The following is a 19,097-nucleotide window of genomic DNA, read 5'->3' on the forward strand; positions in this document are numbered from 1 at the left end:
CCGCGTGCGGGAACCGCCCTCGCCGTGTCCTGCGGGCCCTTCCCGGGCCGGATCTCGGGTACCCGTCACCGGGCGCGCAGCACGTCCTCGACCCGGCCGCGGATCTCGTCCGTGGCCAGTCCCCGGATCGTCAGCGTCGTACGGCGGCGCAGCACGTCGTCCGCGGTCTCGGCCCACTCGTTGTCGCGGGCGTACACGACCTGCGCCCAGATCTCCGGCGCGTCCGGGTGGATGCGCTCGGCCAGCGCCGGGTCCTCGTTCGCCAGGCGGGCGATGTCGAACGACAGCGAGCCGTAGTGGGTGGCGAGATGACGGGCGGTGTCCGCGGCCATCCGCGGGCCGGGCGAACCGCCGTCGACGAGCAGCCGGTGCGCGACCGCGTTCGGGTTGGCGATGCCGGGCAGCGGAAGCTTCTTCGGCAGGCGCGCCATCGGCTCCATGTCCTCGGCCAGCGGGCGGCCCGGCAGGGTCGCCAGCTTGTGCATGACCGTACGGCCGATGTGGCGGAAGGTGGTCCACTTGCCGCCGGCCACCGACAGCATGCCGCCGCGGCCCTCGGTGACGACCGTCTCCCGCTTGGCCTTCGAGGTGTCCCCGGGACCGCCGGGCAGCACCCGCAGGCCGGCGAACGAGTACGTGATCAGATCGCGGGACAACTGCTGGTCGCGGATGGAGAACGCGGCCTCGTCCAGGATCTGGGTGACGTCCTTGTCGTTGACCGCGACATCCGCCGGGTCGCCCTCGAACTCCTCGTCGGTCGTCCCGAGCAGCAGCATGTCCTCCCAGGGGAGGGCGAACGTGATGCGGTACTTGTCGATCGGTGTCGCGAGCGCGGCCCGCCACGGGGAGGTCCGCTTGAGCACCAGGTGCGCGCCCTTGGAGAGGCGGATGGAGGGCGCGGCCTCCGGGTCCTCCATCCGGCGCAGGTGGTCGACCCACGGCCCGGTCGCGTTGAGCACCAGACGGGCGGTGACACCGAACTCGGTGCCGTCGGTACGGTCCTTGAGCTCGGCTCCGGTGACCCGGCCCCTGGTGAACCGCAGTCCGGTGACCTCGGCGTGGTTGAGGACCGTGGCCCCCGACTCCGCGGCCGCGCGGACCGTCATGAGCGCCATCCGCGAGTCGTTCATCTGGTCGTCGCCGTAGACGGCGACGGCCTTCAGGTTCTCCGTACGCAGCTCCGGCACGTCGCGCTGGGCCTTCGACGCGGATATGACGTGACCGACGCCGTCACCGAAGGCGGAGAGCGCCGAGTAGGCGAACACGCCCGCGCCGAGCTTGGCCGCGCCGTGCGGGCCGCCCTTGTAGACGGGCAGGTAGAAAGTGAGCGGGTTGGCCAGGTGTGGCGCCACCTGACGGGAGACCGCGCGCCGCTCGAAGTGGTTCTCCGCGACGAGCTTCACCGCGCCGGTCTGCAGGTAGCGCAGACCGCCGTGGAGAAGCTTGGAGGAGGCGGAGGACGTGGCGCCGGCGAAGTCGCCGGCGTCCACCAGAGCCACCCGCAGCCCGGACTGCGCCGCATGCCAGGCCGTGGAGATGCCCAGGATGCCGCCGCCGATCACCAGGAGGTCGTACGTCGCCTTGGAAAGCTGCTCCCGAGTCTCGGCGCGGCCCGCTGCTTTGAGGGAAGACACAGCCGAGCCGGAGGCCGGGTGCGTCCCGGGGGAGGGGACGCTCTGCAGGGTGGTCATTCTTGCTCCTCGTCAGTTTTCCTCGTCGAGCCAGCCCATGGTCCGCTCCACGGCCTTGAGCCAGCTCTTGTATTCGCGCTCACGCTTGTCAGCGTCCATGCGGGGGGTCCACTCGGCGGCCCTGCGCCAGTTGGCGCGCAGCGCGTCGGTGTCGGGCCAGAAGCCGACGGCCAGGCCGGCGGCGTAGGCGGCGCCGAGGCAGGTCGTCTCGGCGACCATCGGGCGCACCACGGGGGCGTCCAGGAAGTCCGAGAGGGTCTGCATCAGCAGGTTGTTGGAGGTCATGCCGCCGTCGACCTTGAGCGCGGTCAGCTCGACGCCGGAGTCCTTCGTCATGGCGTCGGTGATCTCACGGGTCTGCCAGGCGGTGGCCTCGAGCACGGCGCGCGCGATGTGCGCCTTGGTGACGTACCGGGTCAGGCCGGCGATCACACCGCGGGCGTCGGAGCGCCAGTACGGGGCGAACAGACCGGAGAAGGCCGGCACGAAGTAGGCACCGCCGTTGTCCTCGACCGAGGACGCGAGGGTCTCGATCTCGGCGGCGGAGTTGATCAGGCCCATCTGGTCGCGCATCCACTGCACCAGCGAACCGGTGACGGCGATCGAACCCTCGAGGGCGTACACGGCCTTCTGGTCGCCGATGCGGTATCCGACGGTGGTCAGCAGGCCGTTGTAGGAGTTGACGGGCTCGTCACCGGTGTTCATCAGCATGAAGGTGCCGGTGCCGTAGGTGGACTTGGCCTCGCCCTTCGAGAAACAGGTCTGACCGAACAGGGCCGCCTGCTGGTCGCCGAGCGCGGAGGCGACCGGGATGCCGTCCAGGACACCGCCCTTGGCGAGGCCGTAGACCTCGGCGGAGGAACGGATCTCCGGCAGGATCGCCGCCGGGACCTCCATGGACTGCAGGATCTTGTCGTCCCACTCCATGGTGTGCAGGTTCATCAGCATGGTGCGGGAGGCGTTGGTGACGTCGGTGACGTGCACGCCGCCGTCGGCTCCGCCGGTCAGGTTCCAGATGACCCAGGAGTCCATGGTGCCGAAGAGGATGTCGCCGCGCTCCGCGCGCTCACGCAGCCCCTCGACGTTGTCCAGCAGCCAGCGGGCCTTCGGGCCGGCGAAGTAGGAGGCGAGCGGCAGGCCGGTCTCGCGCCGGAAGCGGTCCTGGCCCACGTTGCGGCCGAGTTCCTTGCACAGGGCGTCGGTGCGGGTGTCCTGCCAGACGATGGCGTTGTGCACCGGCTCGCCGGTGTTCTTGTCCCACAGCAGCGTGGTCTCGCGCTGGTTGGTGATGCCGATCGCCTTGACGTCGGCGGAGGTGATGCCGGCCTTGTCGATGGCGCCCGCCACGACTTCCTGGACGTTCGTCCAGATCTCGGCGGCGTTGTGCTCCACCCAGCCCGGCTTCGGGAAGATCTGCTCGTGTTCCTTCTGGTCGACGGCGACGATCCGGCCGTCCTTGTCGAAGACGATGCAGCGGCTGGAAGTGGTGCCCTGGTCGATGGCCGCGATGAACGGGCCGGTGGTGTGTGCGTCGGTCACGGTCTGCTCCTGCTCGGGTCTCTTGGAATACGTCTCGTGCCGCGTGTACGGCTCAGGCGAACGCGATGTTGTAGATACCCGCTGCGACGGCCGCACCGATCAGCGGACCGGCGATCGGGATCCAGGCGTAGCTCCAGTCGGAGCCGCCCTTGTTCGGCAGCGGGAGCAGAGCGTGAACGATGCGCGGACCGAGGTCGCGGGCAGGGTTGATGGCGTAGCCGGTGGGGCCGCCGAGCGAGAGGCCGATGGCCACGACGACGAACGCGACGATCAGTCCGCCGATCGGGCCGAGACCCTTGCCGGTTTCGTTGAGGCCCTGGGTGAGCACGGCCAGGACCAGCACGATCGTGCCGATGATCTCGGTGGCGAGGTTCTGCCAGACGTTGCGGATCTCCGGGCCGGTCGAGAAGATGCCGAGGACCGGACCGGCGTCGGCCGCGCTTCCGTCGTGCGGGCCCTCGATGGCCTTGTCGGCCGGGTCGCCCACGATCTCGCGGTCGGTGAGGTGCGCGTGGAACTGGCCGTAGTAGGCGATCCAGACCAGGGTCGCACCGATCATGGCACCCAGGAGCTGGCCCGCGATGTAGACCGGGACGCTGCCCCAGTCGTTGTCCTTGATCGCGATGCCGAGGGTGACGGCCGGGTTGAGGTGGGCCCCGGAGAGGGCACCTGTCATGTAGACGGCCGTCATGACCGCGAAGCCCCACCCGAAGGTGATCGCCAGCCAGCCGGCGTTCTGCGCCTTCGAGCGCTTGAGCACGACGGCGGCGACCACGCCGCCACCGAGCAGGATGAGAACGGCGGTACCGATGATCTCGCCGATGAAGATGTCGGAGTTGGACACCCGCGACTCCTTTGTCCTTCGTCCAGGGGAAGGCGAACCCCGGGTCCCTCCGGTGGTCCGCGCCCTCAGCTGAGGGCGAATCCCGGCCTGGCGCCGCCCACTCTAGCGTGTATTGCCGTTAGGTGTTCGGCATTGCCGACCGGTGAACGGCAGTTTTCTCCTCGGTTCAACATGACGTCAAGAGTTGGGTTGGCCGAAATCCGGATCGTTACCCGATGATGCGCCGAAGTGGTCAGAACCGCCCGGCGCCGAGGTCCCTGGACACCGCGCGCGCGGTGTCCCGCACCGCCGCGACCAGCTCGGAACGCAGCTCCGCGCCGTCGCACACCCGCTCCACGGCCCCGGTGATCGCGACCGCGCCCACGGGCATGCGCCGGCGGTCGTGGATCGGCGCGGCGACGGCCGCCACGCCCTGCCAGGTCTCCTCCACGTCGGCCGCCCAGCCGCGCGCCCTGGTGAGGTCGAGCACCGACTCGAAGTCCTCCAGGTCCGTCACCGTCCGCGGCGTGAACGCCTTGCGGTCGACCTCCAGCGCCTCCGTGTGGGCGACCGGGTCGTAGGCCGCCAGGACCTTGCCCAGGGCGGTGGAGTGCAGCGGCTGCATCGCCCCGACCTCCAGGACCTGACGGCTGTCGTCGGGCCGGAAGACGTGGTGCACGATCAGTACGCCGTGCTGGTGCAGTACGCCCAGGTGGACGCTCTCACCGCTGGAACGCGCCAGGTCGTCCGTCCAGACCAGGGCGCGGGCCCGCAGCTCGTGCACGTCCAGATAGCTGTTGCCGAGCCGTAGCAGCTCCGCGCCCAGCTGGTAGCGGCCGGAAGCGGCGTCCTGCTCGACGAAACCCTCCGCCTGCAGGGTGCGCAGGATGCCGTGCGCCGTACCCTTGGCCAGGTCGAGCGACGACGCGATGTCCGACAGGCCGAGCCGGCGTTCTCCGCCCGCGAGCAGTCGCAGCATCGCCGCCGCACGCTCGAGTGACTGGATGTTCTTCGCCATCGGCTCGGCCCTTCTCCAACACGGTTCGACAATGCTGAACACTATCGGTCGATGCCGACCCCGGTCACGGCGGACCGAGTATCTCGCGCGGACAACGCCGTGAAAAAGCCAGGAGACGGCCGGAGACATGCCGTTCGTCCGTCTCGTGGGACACCCCCGCCCCCGGGCGGCCCGCACGGCTACTCTGGCTGGGTGCGCCCTCCACCGAGGGCGCAAAGCCGACAGCCGTCGCATCCCAGGGAGCACATCCATGGCCTCGTTGCCGACCCCTTCCGCTGACAGCCGGACCCGTATCGACGCCCTGCGCGAAGCGCTCGCCACCCGGGTGGTGGTGGCCGACGGGGCGATGGGCACCATGCTCCAGGCGCAGGATCCGACACTCGAGGACTTCCAGGACCTCGAGGGCTGCAACGAGGTCCTCAACGTCACCCGCCCCGACATCGTCCGCTCCGTGCACTCCGCCTACCTCGAGGTCGGCGTCGACTGCGTGGAGACCAACACCTTCGGGGCCAACCACTCCGCCATGGGCGAGTACGACATCCCCGAGCGGGTGTACGAGCTTTCCGAGTCCGGTGCGCGGATCGCCCGCGAGGTGGCCGACGAGTTCACCGCCTCCACCGGGCAGCAGCGCTGGGTGCTGGGCTCCATCGGCCCCGGCACCAAGCTCCCCACCCTCGGCCACGCCCCCTACACCGTGCTCAGGGACGGCTTCCAGCAGAACGCCGAGGGCCTGATCGCCGGCGGCGCGGACGCGCTCATCGTCGAGACGACGCAGGACCTCCTGCAGACCAAGGCCGCGCTCCTCGGCGCCCGCCGTGCCATGGAGGCGACGGGTGCGGACCTTCCGCTGCTGTGCTCGCTGGCCTTCGAGACGACCGGCACCATGCTGCTGGGCTCGGAGATCGGCGCGGCCCTCACCGCGCTCGAACCGCTCGGCGTCGACATGATCGGTCTGAACTGCTCCACGGGCCCGGCCGAGATGAGCGAGCACCTGCGCTACCTCACCCGCCACTCCCGTATCCCGCTGCTGTGCATGCCCAACGCCGGTCTGCCGGTGCTCACCAAGGACGGAGCGCACTTCCCGCTCGGTCCCGAGGGGCTGGCCGACGCCCAGGAACAGTTCGTGACGGACTACGGCCTGTCCCTGGTCGGCGGCTGCTGCGGTACGACGCCGGAGCACCTGCGTCAGCTGGTCGAGCGGATGCGGGGCGCACAGCCCTCGGCCCGCGACCCGCGCCCGGAGCCGGGAGCGGCGTCGCTGTACCAGACCGTGCCGTTCCGTCAGGACACCGCTTACATGGCGATCGGTGAGCGGACGAACGCGAACGGGTCGAAGAAGTTCCGTGAGGCGATGCTCGAGGGCCGCTGGGACGACTGTGTGGAGATGGCCCGTGACCAGATCCGCGAGGGCGCGCACATGCTCGACCTGTGCGTGGACTACGTGGGTCGTGACGGTGTCGCGGACATGGAGGAGCTGGCCGGCCGGTTCGCGACCGCCTCCACCCTGCCGATCGTGCTGGACTCCACCGAGGTCCCCGTCATCCGGGCGGGTCTGGAGAAGCTCGGCGGCCGCGCGGTCATCAACTCGGTCAACTACGAGGACGGCGACGGCCCCCAGTCGCGTTTCGCGAAGGTCACCGCGCTGGCGAAGGAGCACGGTGCCGCGCTGATCGCGCTGACGATCGACGAGGAGGGCCAGGCGCGCACCGCCGAGCACAAGGTCGCCATCGCCGAGCGGATCATCGCCGACCTGACCGGCAACTGGGGCATCCACGAGTCGGACATCCTCATCGACACCCTGACCTTCACCATCTGCACCGGTCAGGAGGAGTCCCGCAAGGACGGCGTCAACACCATCGAAGCCATCCGGGAGCTGAAGCGCCGTCACCCCGAGGTGCAGACCACGCTGGGCCTGTCCAACATCTCCTTCGGCCTCAACCCGGCCGCCCGTATCCTGCTCAACTCCGTCTTCCTCGACGAGTGCGTCAAGGCCGGCCTGGACTCGGCGATCGTCCACGCCTCGAAGATCCTGCCCATCGCCCGGTTCGACGAGGAGCAGGTCACCACCGCCCTGGACCTCATCCACGACCGCCGCCGCGAGGGATACGACCCGCTGCAGAAACTGATGCAGCTGTTCGAGGGCGCCACCACCAAGTCCCTGACGGCGGGCAAGGCGGAGGAACTGGCGGCCCTGCCGCTGGAGGAACGCCTGCAGCGGCGCATCATCGACGGTGAGAAGAACGGTCTCCAGGCGGACCTCGACGAGGCCCTGAAGGACCGTCCCGCGCTCGACATCGTCAACGACACCCTCCTGGCGGGCATGAAGGTCGTCGGCGAGCTGTTCGGCTCCGGGCAGATGCAGCTGCCGTTCGTGCTCCAGTCCGCCGAGGTGATGAAGCTCGCCGTCGCCCACCTCGAGCCGCACATGGAGAAGTCGGATGCCGAGGGCAAGGGCACGATCGTGCTGGCCACCGTCCGCGGCGACGTCCACGACATCGGCAAGAACCTCGTGGACATCATCCTGTCCAACAACGGCTACAACGTCGTCAACCTCGGCATCAAACAGCCCGTCTCCGCCATCCTCGACGCCGCCAGGGAACACCGCGCCGACGTCATCGGCATGTCCGGCCTCCTGGTCAAATCCACCGTGATCATGAAGGAGAACCTCCAGGAACTCAACCAGCGCAGCATGGCCGCCGACTACCCCGTCATCCTCGGCGGCGCGGCCCTCACCCGCGCCTACGTCGAACAGGACCTCCACGAAATCTACGACGGCGAAGTCCGCTACGCCCGCGACGCGTTCGAGGGCCTGCGCCTGATGGACGCGCTCATCGGCATCAAGCGCGGTGTCCCCGGCGCGACCCTGCCCCCGCTCAAGCAGCGCAGGGTGAAGGCCACCGCGACGGTCGTCGAGGAGCGTCCGGAGGAAGGCGCGGTCCGTTCCGACGTGGCCACCGACAACCCGGTCCCGGCGCCGCCGTTCTGGGGCAGCCGCGTCGTCAAGGGCATCCCGCTGGGGGACTACGCCTCCTGGCTCGACGAAGGCGCCCTGTTCAAGGGCCAGTGGGGACTCAAGCAGTCCCGCGCCGGCGACGGGCCCTCGTACGAGGAGCTGGTGGAGTCGGAGGGCCGGCCCCGACTGCGCGGCCTCCTGGACCGCCTCCAAACCGACAACCTCCTCGAAGCCGCCGTCGTCCACGGCTACTTCCCCTGCGTCTCCAAGGGCGACGACCTGATCATCCTCGGCGACGACGGCTCGGAACGGACCCGGTTCTCCTTCCCGCGTCAGCGCCGAGGGCGCCGGCTGTGCCTGGCCGACTTCTTCCGGCCGGAGGAGTCGGGTGAGACGGACGTCGTCGGCCTGCAGGTCGTCACCGTCGGCTCCCGCATCGGCGAGGAGACCGCCAAGCTCTTCGCGAGCAACTCCTACCGCGACTACCTCGAGCTGCACGGCCTGTCCGTCCAGCTGGCGGAGGCCCTCGCCGAGTACTGGCACGCCCGTGTCCGTTCCGAGCTCGGTTTCGCCGGAGAGGACCCGGCCGAAGTGGAGGAGATGTTCGCCCTGAAGTACCGCGGTGCGCGGTTCTCGCTCGGCTACGGCGCCTGCCCCGACCTCGAGGACCGTGCCAAGATCGCGGAGCTGCTCGAGCCGGAGCGCATCGGGGTCAAGCTCTCGGAGGAGTTCCAGCTCCACCCCGAGCAGTCCACCGACGCGATCGTGATCCACCACCCAGAGGCGAAGTATTTCAACGCACGCTGATCGGTCGGGACGTACACTGGTCGGTCCAGTGCAGGCCGGTCGCCTGTCCCCGCGGGAAAGCCGCTGGGGCGAGGTGGCCGGCCTTCTCGTCCCTCATGGAGGTGTGCCTATGACCAGCACGGTTCCCGCGTCGCTGACCCGCTCGGCGGAACCGGCCGCACTGCAGGCCGTGTTCCTCGACATGGACGGCACCCTCGTCGACACCGAGGGCTTCTGGTGGGACGCGGAGGTGGAGGTCTTCGCCGACCTCGGACACCGGCTGGACGAGGCATGGCGGGACGTCGTGGTGGGCGGTCCGATGACGCGCAGCGCGGGCTATCTCATCGAGGCCACCGGTGCCGACATCAGCCTGGCGGAGCTGACGGTGCTGCTCAACGACAGGTTCGAGGAGCGGATCGGGCAGGGCGTGCCGCTGATGCCGGGCGCGGCCAGGCTGCTCCATGAGCTCGCCGCGCACAATGTGCCCACGGCGCTGGTCTCCGCCTCGCACCGGCGGATCATCGACCGGATCCTCACCTCCCTCGGACCCCAGCACTTCGCGCTCTCGGTCGCCGGGGACGAGGTGCCCCGCACGAAGCCGCACCCCGACCCGTACCTGCTCGCGGCACAGGGGCTGGGAGCCGACCCGGCGAGATGCGCCGTCGTGGAGGACACCGCGACCGGCGTCGCGGCCGCGGAGGCCGCGGGCTGCCGGGTGGTCGCAGTCCCGTCCGTGTCACCGATCCAGCCGGCCGGAGGCCGCGTCGTCGTGTCCTCTCTGGAAGAAGTCGACCTTGTTTTCCTGCGCACTCTGATCAGCACAAAGCTCTGATACGTGTACTGTCCGTGTTTCTCGAATGCAGGAGAAACTCAGGGCAGTCGTCCGTGCCTTTTCCGTGACCGGTGTTCGACTGTTTACTTGATCGCCAATATGTTCCCGGCGTGACCTTCATCACTTTGTGTGCTGTCGCAACCAGGGCGTTTTGGGTCCCGCGCCCGGTTCGAGAGGATGCCGGACGTGTCCATGTGTCCCGATTGATGGGCAAATCCGAGAAACTTCCGTGGCAGAGCCATCTACGTACGGGAACTGATGATCACTCAGTGATTACAAGCCAACTGGGGCCTGGTCACGCTTTCCTGGCACCGCCGACTAATCTCGTCGCGAGAGCTTCGCCGCATCACCGTGGTGTCCCTGTCGGCACCCCAAGCCGACGGAAACACAGGACCGATCGTCTGTATCCCCGGCCCGATCGCACCGCCCCGAACGGGCGGCGCGGCGGAGTGTCTTGAACGCATCGCTGTATCACAGTGCGCCGGATGGATGAGGAGAACGTCCAGGATGAACCGTAAGACTTTGGTGCTGCCGGCCGTGGTCGGCCTGCTCGCGCCCGTGCTCGTCGCGTGCGGCAGCGCCGACGGCGGGTCCGAGGGCGGTGACGCCATCGTCGTGGGCACCACGGACCAGTTCGTCGCCGGCGAAGACGCCCCCGCGCCCCTCGACCCGGCCTACGCGTACGACACCGGCGCCTGGAACGTCCTGCGGCAGACCCTGCAGACCCTCATGCACACCCCGCGCGGCGGCGGTGAGCCCGTCCCCGACGCGGCCGAGTCCTGCATCTTCACCGACACCGTCAGCGAAAGCTACCGCTGCAAACTGCGCGCCGGCCTGGAGTTCGCCGACGGCACGCCGGTGACCGTGGAGGACGTCAAGTTCTCCATCCAGCGCGTCCTCGACATCGATGCCGACAACGGCACCGCCGCCCTGCTCTCGAACATCGACACCATCGAGACCAAGGGCGACAACGAGATCATCTTCCATCTCGCCACCCCGGACGCCACCTTCCCGTACAAGCTCTCGACACCGGCCGCCGGCATCGTCAACAAGGCGAAGTACGACGGGAAGAAGTTGCGCGAAGGCTTCCAGGTCGACGGCTCCGGCCCGTACACCATGAAGACCGAGACCGAAGGGGACCACGTCTCCCAGGTCGTCTTCACCAAGAACGCGAAGTACAAGGGCGACGTCAAGCTCAAGAACGACAAGGTCGTGCTCCGCACCTTCGCCGACGCCGAGTCCATGGGCAAGGCTCTCGAGTCCGGTGACATCGACCTCATGACCCGCGCCATGGCGCCGGCACAGATCAAGGAGATGCTCGAGAGCCCCAAGGACGGCATCGAGCTCACCGAGATGCCCGGCCTGGAGATCCGCTACCTCGCCTTCGACACCAGCGACCCGGTGGTGAAGGACAAGGCCGTCAGGCAGGCCATCGCCTCGCTCGTCGACCGCGGACAGATCGCCGGCGAGGTGTACGGCGCCACCGCGGAGCCGCTCTACTCGCTCATCCCGAAGAGCATCTCCGCGCACACCAACTCGTTCTACAACAAGTACGGCGAGCCCAGCCGCGCGAAGGCCGCCGCCCTGCTGAACGACGCGGACATCGACACACCCGTCAAGCTCACGCTGCACTACACCACCGACCACTACGGCGAGGGAACGGCCAAGGAGTTCGAGGCGCTCCGCGACCAGCTGAACGGCAGCAAGCTCTTCGACGTCAGGATCCAGGGCACCGAGTGGTCCAAGTTCCGGCCCGCCCAGAAGCGCGGCGACTACGCCGTCTACGGGCTCGGCTGGTTCCCCGACTTCCCGGACCCGGACAACTACACCGCGCCGTTCCTCGGCAAGGGCAACTTCCTCAACTCGCCCTACGTGAACGACAAGATCAGTCAACTCATCCCGCAGTCGCGGCGGGACGTCGACCGCACCGCGGCGGCCCCGGCGTTCAAGGAGATCCAGGAGATAGTCGCGAACGACGTCCCCGTGCTGCCGCTGTGGCAGGGCAAGCAGTACGTCGCCGCACGCGACGACATCGCCGGCGTCGAGTGGGTGCTGAACGCCAGCTCCGACCTGCAGCTCTGGGAGCTGTCCCGAGGCACGGCCTGATCCGGCCGGACCCGACGAGCACGAAGGCCGGCACCCGGCAGCCGCGGAAGCGAGCTGCCGGGTGCCGGCCACTTCCGCGGAGCGGAACAACCGGCCACTTCCGCGGAGCGGAACAACCGGCCGCATCCGCGGAGCGGAACAACCGGCCGCCGAAGCGGTGGCTACCGGGCGCCCGGACGCACCAGACCGCTCTCGTACGCGTAGACCGCCGCCTGAACCCGGTCGCGGAGGCTCAGCTTCGTCAGCACATGACCCACATGCGTCTTGACCGTCGTCTCGCTGACGAAGAGATCCGCGGCGATCTCCGCGTTGGACAGCCCGCGAGCCACCAGTTTCAGGACCTCCACCTCACGGTCGGTCAGCGTGTGCAGGGTGTCCGGAACCGGCTCCTCGCCCGACGGCAGATGATCCGCGTACTTGTCGAGCAGCCTGCGGGTGATGCTCGGCGCCAGCATCGCCTCACCGGCGGCCACCACACGGATCGCCTGCACCAACTCGTCGGCGGGCGCGTCCTTCAGCAGGAACCCGCTCGCACCGGCACGCAGCGCCTCCACCACGTACTCGTCCAGATCGAACGTCGTCAGCACCAGGACCTTCGCCGGACCGTCCCGGCCCGGGCCGGTGATCTGCCGGGTCGCCTCCACACCGTCCATCCGGGGCATCCGGATGTCCATCAGCACCACGTCGGGCTGCAGCGCCCGCACCTGGTCGAGCGCCTGCAGGCCGTCCCCGGCCTCGCCCACCACCGCGATGTCCTGCTCGGCCTCGAGGATCATCCGGAAACCGGTGCGCAGCAGCGGTTGGTCGTCGACCAGTAGGACGCGGATAGCCACGGGAACTCCTTCTTTAGACCGGGCCCATTCTGCCCTGGCCATCCTCGACCGACGCGCGCGGGGAAACGCTCAGCGGATAAACCGGGGGAGTGCCACCGAATTCCGGACACACCGCCTGGTGGTCGCACCAGCCGCACAACTTCGTCGGCCGCGGCCGCCAGTCACCCGTCTCCGTCGCCAGCCGGATCGCCTCCCACAACGCCAGCAGCTTCCGCTCCGTCCGCTCCAGATCAGCCGGCACCGGGTCGTACGTCAGAACATCACCACTGCCCAGATACACCAACTGAAGCCGGCGCGGCACCACCTGCTTGAGACGCCAGATCACCAGCGCGTAGAACTTCATCTGGAACAGCGCGCCCTCGCTGTACTCGGGACGCGGCGCCTTGCCCGTCTTGTAGTCCACGATCCGGACCTCACCGGTCGGAGCGACATCCACCCGGTCGATCACACCGCGCAGCCGCAGCCCCGACTCCAGCTCCGTCTCCACGGACATCTCCCGCTCCGCCGGCTCCAGCAGCGTCGGGTCCTCCAGCGTGAACCACCGCTCCACCAACCGCTCCGCCTCGCCCAGCCAACGCGAAAGCCGCTCCCCGCCGGGATCCTCCGCGAACAGCTCACCCAGCTCCGGCCTCGAGCCCAGCAGCCGGCTCCACTGACCGGGAATCATCGCCTTCGCACGCGGCGCCGTCCGCTCGGCCGCCGGATCGTCGAACAACCGCTCCAGCACGGCGTGCACCAGCGTCCCCCGCGTCGCCGCCTCACTCGGCTTCTCCGGCAGCCTGTCGATCACCCGGAACCGGTACAGCAGGGGACACTGCATGAAGTCGCTCGCCCGCGACGGCGACAACGACGTGGGCTGCGCCACGCGGACGGACACGACCGGCTCCGCAGGCTGCTGGCTCGTACTCATGACCCAGACCCTACGGCCCGCCACTGACAGCGAGCGGCATACCATCGACGGCAGACCCCACGACGCCGCATGATTTCGAGCGAGCGACGCATACGGAACGAAGGGAACCCGTGAAAGAGGACGACACGAGCGACGAGCGCGAGCGGGCGCGGTCCGGACCGGACAAGACGTCCGGCAGCGACGCCCCCCGGCGCCGCACCGAGTCAGGAGGCGGCATCCTCATGGGCCGCCCCTTCGGCGTGCCCGTCTACGTCGCCCCCAGCTGGTTCATCGTCGCCGCCCTGATCACCTGGGTCTTCGGCGGCCAGCTCGACCGCGTACTGCCGGAACTCGGCGGCGCCCGCTACCTCGTCTCCCTGTTCTTCGCCGTCGCCTTCTACGCCTCGGTCCTCGTCCACGAACTCGCCCACACCGTCGCGGCCCTCCGGTTCAAACTCCCCGTACGCCGCATCCAGCTCCAGTTCTTCGGCGGCGTCTCCGAGATCGAGAAGGAGACCGAGACCCCGGGCCGGGAATTCTGGCTCGCCTTCGTCGGCCCCCTCCTCTCCCTCGCCCTCGCCGGCGTCTTCTACCTCGGCATGTACGCCGTCGAACCCGGCACCGTCCCCGGAGTGCTCATCGCCGGCCTGATGATCTCCAACCTCATCGTCGCCGCCTTCAACCTCCTGCCCGGCCTCCCCCTCGACGGCGGCCGGATGCTGCGCGCCGTCGTATGGAAGATCACCGGCAGGCCCATGGCCGGCACCGTCGCCGCCGCCTGGGTCGGCCGCGCGCTCGCCGTCGCCGTACTCATCGGCCTCCCGCTCCTCACCCACACCGGCGCCCTCGGAAACTCCACCGAGGACATGGGCGGCATGGAAACCGTCACCGACGCCCTGCTCGCCGCCATCCTCGCCGCCATCATCTGGACCGGCGCGGGGAACAGCCTCCGCATGGCCCGACTGCGCGAACACCTGCCCGAACTCGCCGCCCGCGCCCTCACCCGCCGCGCCGTCCCCGTCGAGTCGGACACCCCGCTCTCCGAAGCCCTGCGCCGCGCCAACGAAGCCGGAGCCCGTGCCCTCGTCGTCGTCGACGGCCACGGCGACCCCACCGGCCTCGTCCGCGAAGCGGCCATCGTCGGCGTACCCGAACACCGCCGGCCCTGGGTCGCCGTCAGCGGCCTCGCCCAGGACCTCAACGAGGGAATGAGGATCCCCGCGGAACTCGCCGGAGAAGCCCTCCTCGACACCCTGCGGGCCACGCCCTCCAGCGAGTACCTCGTCGTCGAGGAGACCGGCGAGATCTACGGCGTCCTGTCCGCCGCCGACGTCGAGCGCGCCTTCGTCGCAGCCATGGCACGCCCGGGTTCCTGAACCCCATACACTGGTCACATGTCCGAACCGACCGGTGCCGCCCGCCGTCGCGGGCCCTTCAAGGTCGGGGACCAGGTCCAGCTCACCGACCCCAAGGGACGCCACTACACGTTCACGCTCGAGGCCGGGAAGAACTTCCACACCCACAAGGGTTCCTTCCCCCACGACGAGCTGATCGGCGCTCCCGAGGGCAGTGTTGTCCGAACCACGGGAAACGTCGCCTACCTCGCGCTGCGCCCCCTGCTCCCCGACTACGTCCTGTCCATGCCCCGCGGCGCCGCCGTGGTCTACCCCAAGGACGCGGGGCAGATCCTGGCCTTCGCCGACATCTTCCCCGGCGCCCGCGTCGTGGAGGCCGGGGTCGGCTCCGGCTCGCTCAGCAGCTTCCTCCTGCGCGCCATCGGCGACCACGGCATGCTGCACTCCTACGAGCGCCGCGCGGACTTCGCCGAGATCGCCCAGCAGAACGTGGAGCGCTACTTCGGCGGCCCCCACCCCGCCTGGCAGCTCACCGTCGGCGACCTCCAGGACAACCTGACCGACGCCGACGTCGACCGGGTCATCCTCGACATGCTCGCCCCCTGGGAATGCCTCGAGGCCGTCTCCAAGGCACTCGTACCCGGCGGCATCCTCTGCTGCTACGTCGCCACCACCACCCAGCTCGCGCGCACCGTCGAGTCGATCCGTGAGATCGGCTGCTTCGCAGAACCGCAGCCGTGGGAGTCGATGATCCGCAACTGGCACGTCGAAGGCCTCGCCGTGCGCCCCGACCACCGGATGATCGGCCACACCGGCTTCCTGGTCACCGCCCGCCGCCTCGCCGACGGCGTCGAGCCCCCCATGCGCCGCCGCCGGCCCGCCAAGGGCGCCTACGGCGACGACTACGAGGGCCCCAACAAGGGCTGACGGGCCGCGCCCGCTCACCCGCGACAACGCGCGGACGCCGCCGCCGAGTTCCCGTGCCCCGCACGGAACTCGGCGGCGGCGTCCTCATGTTGGCCCCACCGGCCGCGGCTCTTTGCCCGAGCCTTACGGACCCCGCTGTTCCGGTCCGGTGTGACATATGGCACGATGCTGGCCACCCCCACCGGCAGCCCCTCAGGAGACCCTTCGCGTGCAGAACTCCGTCGCCGTCCCGGACCTCGCGCACACCCACGCCCGCCCGGTGCACTGGCTGGCCACCGCAGCGGCGATGGCCGCCGTCGTGGCAGGCGCCGGACTTCTGCAGCCCGAGGCCGCGACGGCCTCCCAGCCCGGCGGCGGAACCGAGACCACCACGGCCGCGGCCGCCGCCCCCGCACCGGACCCCGCGGCCGTCCGGCTGCCCGTCGAATGCGGCGGACTCCCGAGCGTCGTCACCCAGCGGGCGACCGGAGACCTCGACGGCGACGGCACCCCGGAAACCGTCGTCGCCGCACGCTGCGACGCAGGCTCCGGAACCCCGCCCAGCGGCATCTACGTACTGGCCACCGGCCGGGACGCCGGCCCCCGCGTCGTCGCCACCCTCCTCGACCCCGCCGGCAAGCAGAGCGTCGGCGCCCTCGCGGTACGTGACCGGACGATCACGGCGACCCTGCTCGGCTACTCCTCCGCCGCCGTGCCCAGCTGCTGCCCCGACGAACGGGAAAAGGTCAAGTGGCAGTGGCAGGGCGGCAAGTTCGTCCGCAGCGCACAGGCCGCGGCACGCGGTATGTGATCCGTCACTCCGCGTCCGGGCCGTAGACCTCGACCCTGTCCGAAACCCGACGGACATGGATGCAGTCGCCCGGGCACTCCTTCGCGGAGTCCACCACATCGGTCAGCAGCGGAAGCGGCACCGGCGTCGTGGCGCCCGGAGCCTGGAGCAGTTCGTCGTCCGCGGACTTCACATACGCCAGCCCGTCGATGTCGAGCTCGAAGACCTCAGGGGCGTACTGCGCGCAGATTCCGTCCCCGGTGCAGAGGTCCTGGTCGATCCAGACCTCGAGCGCCTCGGCGGCGCCCTCGGTGGGAACCTCGTGCTGCACGGTCATATCTCCTGCCGTTTCCTTCGTCGGATGCCGTTCGGCGAGGCAAGTCGTACCGCCGCTGACGGGTGTTGAACGCTTCGACGATACAACCGCCCGCTTTTCGATGTTGCTGGGTGGGTATCCCGTGGGTATTCCCCTCGCAGGAGTAAGAGCGCAAGGGTGAAGATCGGACACACCCCTTACGTCTTTGTGATCTAGGGGTTTCAATCACCACCCACACAGGTAGGGTCAGGAAGCGTCCAGCTCCCCTTGGAGGAGGTGAGGACCGTGGCAGCCCACGACGACGACATCAACCGCGGCATCCGGCCGGGGCGGGGGTCTGAAGACCCAGCCGGCCAGGTTGCCTATCTCGAGCAGGAAATCGCCGTCCTGCGCCGCAAGCTCGCCGACTCTCCGCGACACACGAGGATTCTCGAAGAGCGGATCGTCGAACTGCAGACCAACCTGGCCGGCGTATCCGCTCAGAACGAGCGGCTCGCGGGCACACTCCGTGAGGCCCGCGACCAGATCGTGGCCCTCAAGGAGGAGGTCGACCGGCTCGCGCAGCCGCCGGCCGGCTTCGGTGTCTTCCTGCAGGTCAACGAGGACGGCACCTGCGACATCTTCACCGGGGGCCGCAAGCTCCGGGTGAACGTCAGCCCCAGCGTCGAGCTCGAAGAGCTCCGGCGCGGCCAGGAAGTCATGCTCAACGAAGCGCTCAACGTGGTCGAGGCCATGGAGTTCGAGCGGGCCGGGGACATCGTCACCCTCAAGGAGATCCTCGAGGACGGCGAGCGTGCCCTGGTGATCGGCCACACCGACGAGGAGCGGGTGGTCCGGCTCGCCGAGCCGCTGCTGGACATGAGCATCCGCCCCGGCGACGCCCTCCTTCTCGAACCCCGCTCCGGGTACGTCTACGAGGTCATCCCCAAGAGCGAGGTCGAGGAGCTCGTCCTCGAAGAAGTCCCCGACGTCGACTACGACAAGATCGGCGGACTCGGCGGCCAGATCGAAATGATCCGGGACGCAGTCGAGCTCCCCTACCTCCACCCCGACCTCTTCAAGGAGCACGAACTGCGGCCGCCGAAGGGCATCCTGCTCTACGGCCCGCCCGGATGCGGCAAGACGCTGATCGCGAAAGCGGTCGCCAACTCCCTTGCCAAGAAGGTCGCGGAGGTGACCGGCCAGCCCGCGGGGAAGAGCTACTTCCTCAACATCAAGGGCCCCGAGCTCCTCAACAAGTACGTCGGCGAGACCGAGCGGCACATCCGCCTGGTCTTCCAGCGCGCCCGCGAGAAGGCGAGCGAGGGCACCCCCGTCATCGTCTTCTTCGACGAGATGGAGTCCCTCTTCCGCACCCGTGGATCCGGCGTCAGCTCGGACGTGGAGAACACCATCGTCCCGCAGCTCCTCGCCGAGATCGACGGTGTCGAGGGCCTGGAGAACGTCATCGTCATCGGCGCCTCCAACCGTGAGGACATGATCGACCCCGCGATCCTGCGGCCCGGCCGGCTCGACGTGAAGATCAAGATCGAGCGTCCGGACGCGGAGGCCGCCAAGGACATCTTCGCCAAGTACCTCACCCCCTCCCTCCCGCTCCACGCCGACGACCTCGGCGAGCACAGCGGGTCGAAGGCAGCCGCCGCCCACGCCATGATCCAGTCGGTCGTGGAGCAGATGTACGCCGAATCCGAGGAGAACCGCTTCCTCGAGGTCACGTACGCCAACGGCGACAAGGAAGTCCTCTACTTCAAGGACTTCAACTCCGGCGCGATGATCCAGAACATCGTCGACCGGGCCAAGAAGATGGCCATCAAGGCATTCCTCGACCACAACCAGAAGGGCCTTCGGGTCTCCCACCTCCTCCAGGCATGCGTGGACGAGTTCAAGGAGAACGAGGACCTGCCCAACACCACCAACCCGGACGACTGGGCCCGTATCTCCGGCAAGAAGGGTGAGCGGATCGTCTTCATCCGCACCCTCGTCACCGGAAAGCAGGGCGCGGACACCGGCCGGTCCATCGACACGGTGGCGAACACCGGTCAGTACCTGTAAAAGGCACCCCGGCTGCGGATGCCGGCGTCCCCCGTCGAAGCACGGGGGACGGGCATCCGCAGCCGGTTGCTTTCCGGACAGGTCCGACCACACCGGAGCAATGACGAAAATGATCTCCCCACCCACGCAGCGGCGTTCTAGGCTCGTCTGTACCGCCGGGTCGCGCGGTGCGGGGACGGGCACCGCGCACGCACCGGAGCACCCGCGG

At 69.0% G+C, this 19,097-nt stretch carries 14 protein-coding genes; 7 read left to right on the top strand and 7 right to left on the bottom strand.

What is annotated here, in order from left to right; genetic code table 11:
- Positions 1-65 precede the first annotated feature (65 nt).
- The 4 genes from ACFYV1_RS23155 to ACFYV1_RS23170 all read right to left on the bottom strand — a co-directional run bounded on the left by ACFYV1_RS23155 (position 66) and on the right by ACFYV1_RS23170 (position 5,071).
- Complete coding sequence (locus tag ACFYV1_RS23155; protein ID WP_389397435.1) at positions 66-1,691, bottom strand: FAD-dependent oxidoreductase; 1,626 nt, start codon at positions 1,689-1,691, stop codon at positions 66-68.
- Between the two features lie 12 nt (positions 1,692-1,703).
- Positions 1,704-3,230 carry a glycerol kinase GlpK gene (gene glpK / locus ACFYV1_RS23160; RefSeq protein WP_389397436.1) on the bottom strand — a complete coding sequence of 509 codons (1,527 nt, stop codon included), beginning with the start codon at positions 3,228-3,230 and terminating at the stop codon, positions 1,704-1,706.
- A gap of 52 nt (positions 3,231-3,282) precedes the next feature.
- On the bottom strand, positions 3,283-4,074 hold the full coding sequence (locus tag ACFYV1_RS23165) for an MIP/aquaporin family protein (protein WP_389397437.1): 792 nt from the start codon (positions 4,072-4,074) through the stop codon (positions 3,283-3,285).
- Positions 4,075-4,306: 232 nt separating this feature from the next.
- Positions 4,307-5,071 carry an IclR family transcriptional regulator gene (locus tag ACFYV1_RS23170; RefSeq protein ID WP_389397438.1) on the bottom strand — a complete coding sequence of 255 codons (765 nt, stop codon included), beginning with the start codon at positions 5,069-5,071 and terminating at the stop codon, positions 4,307-4,309.
- Positions 5,072-5,321: 250 nt separating this feature from the next.
- Here ACFYV1_RS23170 and metH point away from each other — a divergent pair, with 250 nt between their 5' ends.
- From metH to ACFYV1_RS23185, 3 genes are all read left to right on the top strand, one after another.
- Positions 5,322-8,831: a methionine synthase gene (gene metH, locus ACFYV1_RS23175; protein ID WP_389397439.1), complete on the top strand. Its 3,510-nt coding sequence runs from the start codon at positions 5,322-5,324 to the stop codon at positions 8,829-8,831.
- A gap of 109 nt (positions 8,832-8,940) precedes the next feature.
- Entirely contained in the window at positions 8,941-9,642 is a 702-nt protein-coding gene (locus tag ACFYV1_RS23180) for an HAD family hydrolase (protein ID WP_389397440.1), read from the top strand.
- A gap of 507 nt (positions 9,643-10,149) precedes the next feature.
- The gene (locus ACFYV1_RS23185; RefSeq protein ID WP_389397441.1) at positions 10,150-11,748 is read left to right on the top strand and encodes an ABC transporter substrate-binding protein; all 1,599 of its coding nucleotides are present in this window, start codon (positions 10,150-10,152) and stop codon (positions 11,746-11,748) included.
- 161 nt (positions 11,749-11,909) lie between these two features.
- On the opposite strand, the gene ACFYV1_RS23190 is transcribed toward ACFYV1_RS23185, so the two are convergent.
- Together ACFYV1_RS23190 and ACFYV1_RS23195 are read right to left on the bottom strand one after the other, a co-directional pair.
- Complete coding sequence (locus ACFYV1_RS23190) at positions 11,910-12,581, bottom strand: response regulator (RefSeq protein WP_389397442.1); 672 nt, start codon at positions 12,579-12,581, stop codon at positions 11,910-11,912.
- A 13-nt stretch (positions 12,582-12,594) separates the two neighbouring features.
- Positions 12,595-13,491 (bottom strand): RecB family exonuclease, encoded by an 897-nt coding sequence (locus ACFYV1_RS23195; protein WP_389397443.1) that lies wholly within the window; start codon positions 13,489-13,491, stop codon positions 12,595-12,597.
- Positions 13,492-13,601: 110 nt separating this feature from the next.
- Between ACFYV1_RS23195 and ACFYV1_RS23200 the strand changes: the two genes are divergently transcribed.
- The 3 genes from ACFYV1_RS23200 (at position 13,602) to ACFYV1_RS23210 (ending at position 16,542) form a co-directional block, all read left to right on the top strand.
- The gene (locus ACFYV1_RS23200; protein WP_389397444.1) at positions 13,602-14,846 is read left to right on the top strand and encodes a site-2 protease family protein; all 1,245 of its coding nucleotides are present in this window, start codon (positions 13,602-13,604) and stop codon (positions 14,844-14,846) included.
- Between the two features lie 18 nt (positions 14,847-14,864).
- Positions 14,865-15,752, top strand: a complete 888-nt coding sequence (locus ACFYV1_RS23205) for a tRNA (adenine-N1)-methyltransferase (protein WP_389397445.1) — start codon at positions 14,865-14,867, stop codon at positions 15,750-15,752.
- A gap of 208 nt (positions 15,753-15,960) precedes the next feature.
- On the top strand, positions 15,961-16,542 hold the full coding sequence (locus ACFYV1_RS23210; RefSeq protein ID WP_389397446.1) for a hypothetical protein: 582 nt from the start codon (positions 15,961-15,963) through the stop codon (positions 16,540-16,542).
- 4 nt (positions 16,543-16,546) lie between these two features.
- Here ACFYV1_RS23210 and ACFYV1_RS23215 read toward each other — a convergent pair whose 3' ends face one another.
- Complete coding sequence (locus ACFYV1_RS23215) at positions 16,547-16,858, bottom strand: ferredoxin (RefSeq protein ID WP_389397447.1); 312 nt, start codon at positions 16,856-16,858, stop codon at positions 16,547-16,549.
- Between the two features lie 264 nt (positions 16,859-17,122).
- Here ACFYV1_RS23215 and arc point away from each other — a divergent pair, with 264 nt between their 5' ends.
- Positions 17,123-18,889 (top strand): proteasome ATPase, encoded by a 1,767-nt coding sequence (gene arc, locus ACFYV1_RS23220; protein WP_389397448.1) that lies wholly within the window; start codon positions 17,123-17,125, stop codon positions 18,887-18,889.
- Positions 18,890-19,097: the final 208 nt, after the last annotated feature.

The organism is Streptomyces sp. NPDC003023 (assembly GCF_042888225.1).
Taxonomy (GTDB): domain Bacteria; phylum Actinomycetota; class Actinomycetes; order Streptomycetales; family Streptomycetaceae; genus Streptomyces.